The 12,268-nt window shown below is 62.3% G+C and carries 10 protein-coding genes and 3 pseudogenes; 12 read left to right on the top strand and 1 reads right to left on the bottom strand.

The window, feature by feature from the left end:
- Window positions 1-3 precede the first annotated feature (3 nt).
- The 8 genes and pseudogenes from BCA01S_RS39255 (at window position 4) to BCA01S_RS29740 (ending at window position 5,132) form a co-directional block, all read left to right on the top strand.
- Entirely contained in the window at window positions 4-192 is a 189-nt protein-coding gene (locus tag BCA01S_RS39255; RefSeq protein ID WP_244146070.1) for a hypothetical protein, read from the top strand.
- Window positions 193-243: 51 nt separating this feature from the next.
- Window positions 244-357: pseudogene (locus tag BCA01S_RS39250) on the top strand (TauD/TfdA dioxygenase family protein); the annotation flags it as partial.
- Between the two features lie 34 nt (window positions 358-391).
- Window positions 392-937 carry a TauD/TfdA dioxygenase family protein gene (locus tag BCA01S_RS39245; protein ID WP_244146069.1) on the top strand — a complete coding sequence of 182 codons (546 nt, stop codon included), beginning with the start codon at window positions 392-394 and terminating at the stop codon, window positions 935-937.
- A gap of 54 nt (window positions 938-991) precedes the next feature.
- Window positions 992-2,056, top strand: coding sequence for an ABC transporter substrate-binding protein (locus BCA01S_RS35560; protein WP_244146068.1), 1,065 nt, complete (start codon window positions 992-994; stop codon window positions 2,054-2,056).
- The gene (locus BCA01S_RS38180) at window positions 2,053-2,190 is read left to right on the top strand and encodes a hypothetical protein (protein WP_244146067.1); all 138 of its coding nucleotides are present in this window, start codon (window positions 2,053-2,055) and stop codon (window positions 2,188-2,190) included. The genes BCA01S_RS35560 and BCA01S_RS38180 overlap by 4 nt, the downstream gene beginning before the upstream one ends.
- A pseudogene (locus BCA01S_RS35555) lies at window positions 2,163-3,272 on the top strand (LLM class flavin-dependent oxidoreductase); the annotation flags it as partial. The gene BCA01S_RS38180 and the pseudogene BCA01S_RS35555, both read left to right, overlap by 28 nt.
- A 254-nt stretch (window positions 3,273-3,526) precedes the next feature.
- A complete protein-coding gene (locus BCA01S_RS29745) occupies window positions 3,527-4,744 on the top strand; it encodes an acyl-CoA dehydrogenase family protein (RefSeq protein ID WP_042319871.1) in 1,218 nt (405 codons plus the stop codon).
- 40 nt (window positions 4,745-4,784) lie between these two features.
- Complete coding sequence (locus BCA01S_RS29740; protein WP_027780028.1) at window positions 4,785-5,132, top strand: DUF3088 domain-containing protein; 348 nt, start codon at window positions 4,785-4,787, stop codon at window positions 5,130-5,132.
- Window positions 5,133-5,257: 125 nt separating this feature from the next.
- Here BCA01S_RS29740 and BCA01S_RS29735 read toward each other — a convergent pair whose 3' ends face one another.
- Window positions 5,258-6,487, bottom strand: a complete 1,230-nt coding sequence (locus BCA01S_RS29735; protein ID WP_027780027.1) for a porin — start codon at window positions 6,485-6,487, stop codon at window positions 5,258-5,260.
- A gap of 361 nt (window positions 6,488-6,848) precedes the next feature.
- Here BCA01S_RS29735 and BCA01S_RS29730 point away from each other — a divergent pair, with 361 nt between their 5' ends.
- The 4 genes and pseudogenes from BCA01S_RS29730 (at window position 6,849) to BCA01S_RS29715 (ending at window position 12,223) form a co-directional block, all read left to right on the top strand.
- Window positions 6,849-8,447: an ABC transporter substrate-binding protein gene (locus tag BCA01S_RS29730; RefSeq protein WP_027780026.1), complete on the top strand. Its 1,599-nt coding sequence runs from the start codon at window positions 6,849-6,851 to the stop codon at window positions 8,445-8,447.
- 13 nt (window positions 8,448-8,460) lie between these two features.
- Window positions 8,461-9,441: pseudogene (locus BCA01S_RS35550) on the top strand (ABC transporter permease).
- 59 nt (window positions 9,442-9,500) lie between these two features.
- The gene (locus BCA01S_RS29720; protein ID WP_027780025.1) at window positions 9,501-10,478 is read left to right on the top strand and encodes an ABC transporter permease; all 978 of its coding nucleotides are present in this window, start codon (window positions 9,501-9,503) and stop codon (window positions 10,476-10,478) included.
- 23 nt (window positions 10,479-10,501) lie between these two features.
- Window positions 10,502-12,223 carry an ABC transporter ATP-binding protein gene (locus tag BCA01S_RS29715; RefSeq protein ID WP_027780024.1) on the top strand — a complete coding sequence of 574 codons (1,722 nt, stop codon included), beginning with the start codon at window positions 10,502-10,504 and terminating at the stop codon, window positions 12,221-12,223.
- The last annotated feature ends 45 nt before the right edge of the window (window positions 12,224-12,268 follow it).

Here is a 12,268-nt window from a genome sequence, read left to right as displayed (position 1 = left end):
GTTATGAGCACTGTTCTGGACCATCCGCAATCTCAGGCTGACACGCATCAGGATCTGCACGTACGCCGCTACAAGCCGCTGAACGGCGCAGTGATCGACAACGTGGATCTGTCGCAACCGTTGAGCGAGACGAACCGGCAGACGCTGCGTCAGGCGCTTGTCGATCACGGTGTGATCTTTTTTCGTGAATAGACGCTCACGCCGCAGCAGCATGTTTCGCTTGCGCGCATTTTCGGCAATCCCGTGCGCAAGAACATCTATCTGCCTGCGGTGGCGGGGTTTCCGGAAATCGAAGTCATCGCTCATAGCGACAAGACGCGCTCTGGCGGCACGGACAACTGGCACGTCGACGTATCGTGGCAGCATCAGCCGCCCAAGGCCACTGTCCTCCATGCGCAGGAGATCCCGGAAGGGGGGCGGAGGCGACACGATCTGGTCCTCGTCGGCGGCAGTCTACGACTTGCTGGATCCCGATCTGGCACGCTACTTCGAAAAACTGACGGCCGTGGATACGTTCGTTGCGTCGCCAAAAAAGAGCGCGCTGTCCGAACTGCTAAGCGGCTATGACATTCCAGAGGGCACGCAGGAAGACAGCGTCGAAGCAGGGCTCGCGCGCGTGCGCGATGCGGCGCAGAAGTATCCGCCTATCGAAGTGCCCGTCATCAAGACGCATCCTGAGAACGGCCGCAAGCTCGTGTTCGTCAACGAAGGGCATACGAGTCATCTGCTCGGCGTGTCGAAGACCGCGAGCCAGAGCCTGCTCAACTATCTCTACGATCTGATCAAGACACCCGAAGTGCAGGCGCGTTTTGAGTGGCGCGCCGGCGATGCCGCGATCTGGGATAACCGGCAGGTGCAGCACTATGCGGCGCGCGACTATGGCTCGGCGAGCCGGCGCATTCACCGCATCACGCTGGAACACGATGGCGTGTTTTGAGCGCGATACGTTGCGCAAAGGACTTCTCGCACTCTTCACCAGGAAACCTCTTCAATGAAGCGTCGTGTCTTTGATGCCGGACGCCGAATAGCGCCGTTTATCGCTGCAACTGTGATCGCAGTTGCAGCGACCATTCCCGCACGCGCGCAGACGCCGGAGAAGCTGGAGCTGCGCTATCAGGGCTGGGCCAGCAAGGTGCTGTATCCCGAGCTTGCCGAGGATCTCGGTTATCTCGCACCGATCAGGCTCAAGTGGGTCGGCAACACCATCAGCGGTCCGCAGGACATTCAGGCGGCCGTCACGGGCGATGTCGATTTCGGCGGCGCGTTCAATGGCTCGATCGTCAAGCTCGTGGCCGCACATGCGCCAGTGAAGGCGGTGATCTCTTACGTCGGAACGGACAAGGAGACGAACGGCGGGCTGTTCGTCTTGCAGGACAGTCCCGTAAAAGGTGCCCGTGATCTGGTCGGACGCAAGATCGGCGTCAACACACCGGGCGCGTACGCGCAATATCTGGTGACCGCGTACCTGCAGAAGTCGGGTCTGTCGAAGGAGGAAGTCGAGAAAGTCGTATTCGTCGCCGCGCCGCCTGTGAATCTTGCGCAGTTGCTCAGGCAGAAGCAGCTCGATGCCGTGTTCCTCGAAGACATCATCAAGGACAAGCTGCTCGCCGAGGGCGGCGCAAGACTGCTCACCACCGACTATCAGTTGCTCGGCTCCCTCGGCTATGCGAGCTACCTGTTCACGGACAGGTTCATCGCGCAGAACCAGAATACCGTGCGCAAGTTCGTCGACGGCACGTCGCGCGCGATCGAATGGGCGCGCAATACGCCGCGCGCCGAGGTGGTTGCGAGACTCAAAAAGATCGTCGAAGGGCGGCATCGCAACGAGGATACGTCGATCGTCAACTACTGGAAGTCGGCGGGCGTGGGCGGCAAAGGCGGTCTGATCTCGGCCGAAGACTTCACGACATACATCGACTGGTACGTCGGCGATGGCGTGCTGAAGCCCGGGGCAGGTGAAGCCGGCTGCCGTCTATTCGAACGAATTCAACCCGTTCAACCAGTCGGTGGCCAGCAAGTGAGCCGCCGGCCAGCCAACGCGAGGCAAGCAGGATGAGTGCGTCAATCAGCGTGCGCAACGTCGGCAAGGGTTTCCATCTGAACCGGCGTGGTCATTTCGTGGTGCTCGACGACGTGTCTTTCGACGTCGAGCCAGGCGAGTTCATCGCACTGGTTCGTTCGAACCGATGACGTTGCTGCCCGCGCTCGCAGCAGTCACCGAAAAGATCGGTCTCGTGGCCACCGCATCGACCACCTTCGACGCGCCTTACCACGTGGCGCGGCGTTTCGCGTCGCTCGATCACATCAGCGGCGGTCGGGCAGGGTGGAACATCGTGACCACGTCCAATCCGGATGCCGCGCTGAACTTTGGTTTCGACGAGCACGTCGAGCATGACGAACGCTATCGGCGCGCACGCGAGTTCTTCGACGTGGTGACGGGCTTGTGGGACGGCTGGGCCGACGACGCCTTCGTACACGATACGCAAAGCGGCATCTATTTCTATCCCGGCAAGCTCCATGTGCTCGATTACAGGAGCGACAACTTTTCGGTGCGTGGACCCTTGAACATCGCGCGGCCGGTGCAGGGCTGGCCGGTGACCGTGCAGGCGGGATCGTCGGAAGCAGGGAAACAGCTCGCGGCGGAAACGGCTGAGGTTGTGTTCACCGCGCAGAAGACGCTCGCCGACGGCCAGCGCTTCTATGCGGACCTGAAGGGGCGCATGGAGAAGCTCGGCCGCGCGCGGGAGCATCTGCTGGTGCTGCCAGCCGCGTTCGTCGTGGTCGGCGACGCGATGGGCGAAGCGCGCGAGATCCCCGCGCGGCTCGACACGTACGTCCACTACGAAAGCGGAATTGCATCGTTGTCGATCGCGCTGGGGTACGACGTGTCGGGCTTCGATCCGGACGGGCCGCTGCCCGAGATTCCCGAGACCAACGCGAGCCGCACCGCACGGCAGCGTGTGGTGGAACTGGCCGAGCGCGAAGGGCTGACCATCCGCCAGTTGGCGCAGCGTCTCGGCGGTTACTCGGGGCTGGAGATGGTCGGCACTGCGTCCGCGATTGCCGATCAGATGGAACAATGGCTCGTGGAAGAAGGCTCGGACGGATTCAACGTCATGTTCCCGTATCTGCCGGGCGGACTCGACGACTTCGTCGACAAAGTCATCCCCGAGTTGCAGCGACGCGGGCTGTTTCGGCGCGAGTACGAAGGCTCGACGCTACGCGAGCATCTCGGTTTGCCGCGGCCGGGCAATCGCTTTTTTGCGCGCTGATCCTGCGGTCGTGGCGAACGGCTGCCTCGAATAGGCCGTCACGGACGAGCGCAACACGAGACAGTCAGCGCAATGCAGGCCATTTCAGAATCGCGCATATTCATAGCTTCATTCGCTGGTTCTGCGTCGAAAGCCGCATGCCTATACTGCTGCGTCGGCGTCACACATACGGCGTGATTTCGCCGACGATGGCGGCACGGCTTTCCGCCGTGGCCGCTTCCATAGGTGTGCCGTAGAAAAGGGAAAATCAGCGTATGCAGGCGTCCAGGGAGACCATTACACGCTCGAAGCTCGACAGTGCGCTCGCCGCATTGCCCGCGCTCGCGCAGGCGATCGGAGAAGACGCTGCGGAGCGCGAACTGCGGCGCGAATTGCCGCTGGACCGCTTTGCACTATTTCGCGCATCGGGGCTGGGTGTACTGCGGTTTCCTGTCGAGTGGGGCGGCCTTGGCGGATCGCTCGAAGATCTCTTCCATGTCGTAAGTACGTTGGCTGCGCACGAGTCGAATGTCGCGCATGCTATACGAATTCACTACGATCAGACCGAGCAGCTTTTGCTGTCGCCACGTTCGTCGTTCAACGACACGCAGATCGAACGCATAAAAGACGGCGCGATTTTTGGCGGCGCATCGACCGAACTGGGTACATCGCGGCCCGGCGAAATTGTCACGAAGCTCGTGCGCGACGGCGAGCATTTTCGCGTGTCGGGCAAGAAGTATTACTCGACGGGCACCGCCTTCGCGGACTACGCGCGCATCAACGTGCAGGACGACAAGGGCGAGAACGTGTCGTTCATTGTGCCGGTATCGCGTGAAGGCCTTCACGTGGTCGACGATTGGGATGGCATGGGCCAGCGTATGACGGCGAGCGGCAGTCTTCTGCTCCGCAATGTGCAGGTCTTCGCGCACGAAATCTCCGCTCGCGGTTACGGGACGCTTGCGGGCCGGCACGGCGGTGCATTGCGGCAGTTGCATCTGGTTGCCGTCGCTGCGGGCATCGTGCGCAATGTTCTCGCCGACGCGCGGCGCTATGTGGTGCAGCATGGCCGTCCGGTGCTTCACAGTCCCGCTCCGTCATCCCGCGAAGACGGCTTCGTGCAGCAGGTGGTAGGCGACATTGCGGCGCACAGCCACTCGATCGACGCGCTCGTGCAGCAGAATGCGCGCACGCTCGACCGCTCGGCGAACGCGATCCGCAACGGCGCGGCGAACGCCGAAGAACTGGTGCTGGAAGGCGCGCTTGCAACCGCGAAGACGCAACTCGTCGTCAGCAAACTCGCGCTGCATGCGGCTGAGCGACTGTTCGAAATGGGTGGTGCGTCGGCCACTGCGCGCTCGCACAACTTCGATCGCCACTGGCGCAATCTGCGCACCATCTTCAGTCACAACCCGCTGCTTCACAAAGCGAGAGTGATCGGCGACTACGAATTGAATGGCGTGACAACGCATCTCACCGAAGGTCGCGTGTTCTAGCGCGGCCGTGCATCGTTTTCTAACACCCTCACGGAACATCATGAGCCGACGAGACTTGCTGCTATTGCTGGAACCGGGATTCACCGACCCGAAGTACCCGGGCGAGCGCTTCATCTGTCCGGCGGGCGCGCCCATTGAAGGATTGCTCGCAAGCGACACATCGCGCAACGCGCGCCTCGACATTCGCAGGCTGGCGTTCGAGCGTCCGCGCGCTGAAGTTGTCGCGGCGCTCGACGCTGACCACCAGGGACTGCCTGTGCTGATTTTCGGCGACGAACAACCCGCGCCCGCCGATGCGCAGGTGCTGGGCGGCAAGCGCTTCGTGACCGATACGCGGCGTATTCTTGACCTGCTCGCCGAGCGTCACGGTTTCCCTAAGGTGCATTGAATACAACGGCTGGGGAAGGCGGGCGCGAAAGGCGGACGCAAAATGCGGGCGCGGATGATCGGGTGATCGCCGCGCCCGCTTTGCATTGTGCGGTCGAGTAAAAGCAGCCTTGCGGCTCCCTGGCGTCAGAACAGATGCTTGATGCCCGCCGACACTGCCAGCTGGTTACTGGTTGCGGAAGGCGTCAGATAACCGATCGCCGCGACCGCCGGACGCCCCAGCGAATCCGTGCCGCTCGCATGCTGATATGCGCCGGTTATGTACAGGTCAGTCGCCTTGGAGAGCGAATAGGCGGAGCCCAGATTAACCTGCTCGTACTTCGCACCGCTCTTGCTGCCAACACTGCCGCCCTGTGTGTAATCGAAAGAAGCACCGAAGCGGAGAAACGCCGTCGCCTGAAAGCGCACGCTCGCGCCCACGGTGCTCAGTGTCGTCGAACCGCTGTAGTTGAACGGATTGAGCGTGGCGTTCGAACCCAGTCCGCGGAACTGCGTGTTCGAATAGACCACGCCGAACACAGCACGGCCAGCGGTATAGGTGCTGGCCACCGAAACAGTCTGCTGCGTGTGTGCCGACGCGTAGCCTGCAATCGCGGGGTTGGACTCGGCCGCCGTCGCCGATCCGGCCGAGCCGAGGTTGTTGCCGGTGGCGCTCGCATTGGCATTCGTTCCGTACAGCGAGGTATTGGGATTGCGTGCATTGATGATGGCAGCCGCAAACGTGAATGCGCCACCCGTGTAAGTCAGCCCCGCCGACCAGAACTGATTCTGCGTGACATTGCCGGCCACACCGCCGATGCTGTACAAGCCGCCGAAGCGGAACCCGTAGAACTTGTCGGACACGTACTTCACCGTGTTGTTAATGCGATGCGTGAAGTTCAGGTTGTCGTAGTCGGCGGGATGAATCGCCAGATTGCCCCAATACCAGCCGTACACCAGCGGGGAAACGAATTCGACTGCCGCGTCGGCCTGACGTCCGAGGGTGAATGTGCCGTAGCGGTCGGAAGTCGCGCCTACCCAGGCCTGCCGGCCGAACAGCGTGCCGCCCTGGCCCATCGCACCGTTGTTCACACTGAGGCCGCCTTCCAGCTGAAAGATTGCCTTGACCCCGCCGCCCAGGTCTTCGGTGCCTCTCAATCCCCAACGGCTCGATGCCAGACCGGAAGAACCGCTGTCGAGTTCCGCGACTTGCGCACCGCCTTTCGGCCGGCCGCCATTCGACGTTGCGGAGCTCTGCGCATTGTTCACATAGGTGACGTTGCCGGTGACGATCCCATACAAGGTCACCGAGCTTTGAGCGTGTGCGGTCACGGTGAGAAGAGGCGAAAGGCCCAGGACGTAGATGATTTTTTTCATGTCTTATCGAATCGGCTTATCTGATTTTGGAAGGAACGTGAGCCATGGAGAAGTAAAGCGGGGTAACGATAAGCAACCCGAAGTTATCGAACAAACAACAAGATTCGATATGTATAGCGGCCATTCGAACGATTGGTCGTTGCATTACTGATCCGGGAACGATAGCGACACAAGCCGCTGTTCAGATGAGAAAAGTCCCCGAGGCGCGCGCGGTTCTATCGTCCGTGTCGTGCTTTGCTTATGCGCAACCGTTGGTTCTTTTGGCGCCGCAGCGGCTTTATCGTGTGCGTTGCTGCATTACCGGCGATGGAATAGGCCCTCGAACCGGAAGCAGCGCATCGACAAAATGGAACTGCATCACATGGCGGGACTTAACCGACGCGAGTTTTTGGTCTCGACGGCCGCAACGTTGTCTGCGGGCATGCCCGCGTGGGCACGCGCGCAGAGCGGCGACGCCGCGCCGAAACGGGGCGGCACGCTGAACATGCTGCTCAATCCCGAGCCGCCGGTCCTCGTTTCGATCTTTCAAACGACCGGTCCCGCGCTCGTTGCCAGTTCCAAGGTGCTCGAAGGTCTGCTGGCCTACGACTTCGATCTGCGGCCCAAGCCGCAACTTGCAACTGCGTGGACGGTCAGCCGCGATGGACTGCAATACAGCTTCACGTTGCGTCAGAACGTGAAGTGGCATGACGGTCAGCCTTTTACGTCGGCAGACGTTGCGTTTTCGATCGAGTTGCTGAAGGCGGTGCACCCACGCGGTCGCAGCACGTTCGCCAACGTCACGCGTGTCGTCACGCCCGATGCGCGCACCGCGATCATCGAATTGTCGAAGCCCGCGCCGTTCCTGCTGAAGGCGCTGTCCGCAGGCGAATCTCCCATCGTGCCCAAGCATCTGTACGCGAGCGGCGATCCGCTGACGAACCCGCACAACAGCGCGCCGATCGGCACAGGGCCATTCCGCTTCAAGTCATGGACGCGCGGCGCCAGCATTGTGTATGAACGCAATCCGGACTACTGGGATGCGGGCAAGCCGTACATCGACGCACTGGTGTTCAAGGTGATTCCAGACGCGGCGGCGCGTTCGGCCGCTTTCGAAACTGGCGCACTCGACCTGGGCGGCGAAAATCCCGTGCCGCTGACCGATTTGCCGCGCCTCTCGCAACTGCCCCAGTTGGCCACGGAGACGCGCGGCTACCGGTTTCTCGAACCGTTGTCGGAGATCGACTTCAATCTCGATCATCCCATCCTCAAGGACCTGAAAGTTCGCCAGGCCATTGCGCACGCGATCAATCCGCAAGTCGTGCAGCGCACGATCGCCTACGGCTACGCGGATATTTCGCCGACACCGATCACACCCGGATCGCCCTATCACGACGCGAAGCTCTCGCCCTATGCGTTCGACATTGCGAACGCCGAGCAACTGCTCGACGCGGCGGGCTATCCGCGTAAGGACGGCGTGCGCTTCCGGCTGACACACGACTACTTGCCCTATGGCGATATGTATCGGCGTCAGGCCGAGTACGTGAAGTCGGCACTCTCGCGCGTCGGAATCGACGTGACGGTGCGCTCACAAGATCTGCCCGCGTTCCTCAAACGCGTCTATGCAGACCGCCAGTTCGATTTCACGAGTATCGGCGTGAATACGCTGTTCGATCCGAGCGTGGGCGTGCAGCGTCTGTACTGGTCGAAGAACATACGCCCGGGCGTGCCGTTCTCCAATGCGCCGCACTACAGCAACGCCGAGGTGGACCGGCTGCTCGAAAGCGCATCCGTGGAGACGGACGAAGGCAAGCGCGTCGCGCTCTATCAACAGTTTCAGCAGATCGTGTATCGCGATCTGCCGATTCTCAACCTCGTCGCGCCGCGCATGATCACGCTGGCGAACCGGCGCGTGCACAACCACACCGTTTCCGCGCAGGGCCTAGAAGGCAATCTTGCGGACGTCTATCTCAGCGCCTGACAGGAGAGCCAGCATGAGCCGAAGTGTGCGTTTCGGAGCGATCGCGCGGCGGACAGCGTGGCAGGTGTTGCCGACTGTGGTGGGCATCGTCATTTTCAACTTCTTTTTGCTGAAGCTGATGCCCGGCGATGCCGCCGATGTGCTCGCCGGCGAATCCGGCTCCGCCACAGTAGAGACAATGCAGGTTCTGCGTGCGAAGTTCGGGCTCGACCAGCCTGTGCTGCATCAGCTTTGGTCGTATCTAAATCATCTTGCGCACTTCAGCCTCGGCTATTCGCCGCGTTATGACGCGCCCGTCATGCAGTTGATCCTGTCGCGCCTGCCCAACACGTTGCTGCTGATGGGCGTGGCGTTGACGTTCGCCATTGCGGTCGGCGTCACACTCGGCGCCGTCATGGCGCATTGGGTGGGCAGGTGGCCCGACCGTGTGCTTTCGGTGCTGGCATTGCTGTTCTATTCCACGCCCGGATTCTGGATCGGACTGCTCGCAATCGTGCTGTTTTCGGTGCACCTCGGCTGGCTGCCGAGCGGCGGGAACGTGACGCTCGGCGTCCAGTTGCATGGCTTCGCCTGGTTCGCCGATGCCGCAAAACATGTGTTGCTTCCGGCCGCGACGCTGTCCACATTCTTCATTGCCATCTATGCGCGGCTCACGCGCGCGGCGATGCTCGAAGTACAGCGCCAGGATTTCGTCCGCACCGCAGAGGCGAAGGGACTGCACCCATGGCGCGTGACGGTGCGTCACGTGCTCCGCAATGCGCTGATGCCGCTGACGACCATCGTCGGCATTCACTTCGGCACATTGCTCGGTGGCGCGGCGGTCACTGAGACCGTCTTCAGTTGGCCAGGTCTTGGCCGTCTCGCACTCGATGCGGTGATGGCCCGCGATTTCAGCGTGCTGCTTGGCGTATAGCTGCTGTCGTCGCTGCTGGTGATCGTCGCTAACGTGGTGGTGGATCTGCTGCAGGCCCGGCTCGATCCGCGAATCGCCTGAGCGGTTTCGTCTTTCAATTTCTGCGCTGTCGCACACCCGTTACTCACCTGAGAGACGCAATGGCTTCCGAATCCTCCAATATCATTTCGACGCCGCAGGACCAGGCGGTCGAACCGTCTTCATGGCGGCGTCAGCTGGCCGGCGCGCTGTTCGGCCAGCGCGCTCGCGAGGGCGCGGCTGCCGGATTGTCGCGACGCAGTGGACGCGGCGTGTTGCGCTCGCTCGTCGGCAATCCGTCGGCGTTGAGCGGACTGATGCTTCTCGTTGCTTTCATCGTGCTGGCGCTCGCCGCACCTCGTCTGTTTCCCGGCGATCCGCTCGACATGGTCGCCGCGCCATTCGAATGGCCGGGCAGCGATCCGCAATACTGGCTAGGCACCGATTCCTTGGGTCGCGACGTGGCGGCGGGTATTGCTCACGGCACGCGCGTATCGCTTCTGATCGGAGCGTCGGCGGCCGGCATCGGGCTGGTGATCGGTACGCTGGTGGGCGCGGTGGGCGGCTTCTTCGGCGGCCTGGTCGATAACCTGCTCGTTCGCGTGACCGAACTGTTCCAGACCATCCCTTCGTTTTTGCTGGTGGTCGTGATCGTGGCAATTGGCCGGCCGAGCGTGACGGTGATCGCGCTCGCTATCGGCGTCGCCTCGTGGCCGACGGTCGCGCGAATCGTCCGCGCCGAATTTCGCACACTGCGCGAGGCCGACTTCGTACTGGCCGCGCGCAGTCAGGGCTTCAGCAATGCGCGCATCATCTTCGGCGAGATATTGCCCAATGCGCTTCCGCCGGTGATCGTGACTGCTTCGGTGATGGTGGCGAGCGCGATCCTGACCGAGTCGTCGCTGTCGTTTCTCGGCATGGGCGATCCGAACGTCGTGAGCTGGGGCGCCATGATCGGCGCGGGGCGCGATTCGTTGCGAACGGCGTGGTACCTGACGGCGGTTCCGGGTACCGCGATCGTGGTTGCGGTATTGGCGTTGAACCTGCTCGGCGACGGCCTGAACGACGCATTGAATCCGCGTTTGCGGGAGCGCACCTGACCGTGAACGCAAAAACGCAAGACATGAGCAAAGAAGACAATCTACTGGAAGTGCGCGATTTGCGCGTCAGCTTCGGCGCGCACGAAGCGGTGCGTGGCATCGGTTTCGACGTCGCTCGGGGCGAGACGCTCGCGCTGGTAGGTGAGTCGGGTTGCGGCAAGTCGGCCACCGCGCTATCGCTGATGCGCCTTGTGCCGAGTCCGGGGCGCGTTAGCGGCAGCGTGCGTTTCGATGGCCGCGACCTGCTCGATCTGTCCGCCCGCGATATACGCGCTGTGCGCGGTCAGCAGATCTCCATGATCTTTCAGGAGCCGATGACATCGCTCAATCCGGTGCTGTCGATCGGCGCGCAGATTGTCGAAACACTGCGTCAGCACGAGAATCTGTCTAAAACCGCAGCCTGGAACAGGGCAGTGGAACTGCTCGACCTCGTGCGCATTCCCGAACCGCAACGGCGTGCGTTCGACTATCCGCACGAACTTTCCGGCGGCCAGCGGCAACGCGTGATGATCGCCATCGCCGTGGCATGCCGACCGCGCCTGCTGATCGCGGACGAACCGACTACCGCACTCGACGTGACGATCCAGGCGCGCATTCTCGAACTGCTGGACGGCCTGAAGCGCGAACTGTCCATGTCATTGCTGCTGATCACGCACGATCTCGGCGTGGTCGCTCAACACGCCGATCGCGTCGCCGTCATGCTGGCGGGTCAGGTGGTAGAGCAGGCCGCCACGCCGCAGCTCTTCGCGCGGCCCGAACATGCCTACACGCGCGGGCTGCTTGGTGCGTCGTTGAATCTCGTCGACGATCTGCACTATCGCGGCTGGAAACTGCCGGAGATCCGTCACGCCAGTTCGGATGACGGCAACGCGGCGTTTTCGGTGAGCCCGCGCTCGCCGCGCTCGAACGAAGACGACGCGCGGCAGAAAGCGGACAACACCGCAAACGCCGCCGCGCCGTTGCTCGCGCTGCACGACGTCCGGATCGACTATCCGCAGCGTCATGGCAAGACGACGCTGCGAGCGGTAGACGGCGTGTCTCTCCACATCGCGCCCGGCGAAACGGTGGGCCTGGTCGGCGAGTCGGGCTGTGGAAAATCGACGCTCTCGAAAGCCATTCTGCGGCTCGTTCCGGCCTCCGGCGGCCAGATCCGGCTACGGGGCACCGACCTCGTGCCGCTTCGCGAGCGTGAGTTGCGGCCTTTGCGCCGCCACGTGCAGATGGTGTTTCAGGACCCGTATGCGTCGCTCAATCCGCGGCGTACTGTCGGCGAGATTCTCGACACCGTTCTGGTGGTCAACGGTGTGAGCGATGCACAGCTTCGCCGCACGCGCATTACAGCGATACTCGACCGGGTGGGTTTGCCGGGCGCGGCGCAGCAACGCTTTCCGCATGAGTTTTCCGGCGGCCAGCGGCAACGCATCGGCATTGCACGCGCGCTCGTGCTGGAGCCCGATCTGCTGATCTGCGACGAACCCGTGTCTGCGCTCGACGTGTCGATTCAGGCGCAGATTCTGAACCTTCTCGTCGACCTCAAACGCGATCTCGGACTCGCGTATCTGTTCATCTCGCACGATCTGTCGGTGGTGCGCTACATCGCCGATCGGGTCCATGTGATGCAGGCCGGACGAATTGTCGAAAGCGGCGACCATCGCGAAATCTGGCGTGTGCCGCAGCATCCGTACACGCGCACGTTGCTCGACGCGGTACCGGGCCGCACGTTCGCGGACGCGCGGGCCGCCTAAGGCGCGCGCGGTTAGTTACTCGCTCGCATGTTTGTGACGCGCGAA

Origin of the sequence: Paraburkholderia caledonica NBRC 102488, from assembly GCF_000685095.1 — a bacterium.
Lineage (GTDB): Bacteria > Pseudomonadota > Gammaproteobacteria > Burkholderiales > Burkholderiaceae > Paraburkholderia > Paraburkholderia caledonica.
This window is presented reverse-complemented; position numbering and strand designations above follow the sequence as displayed.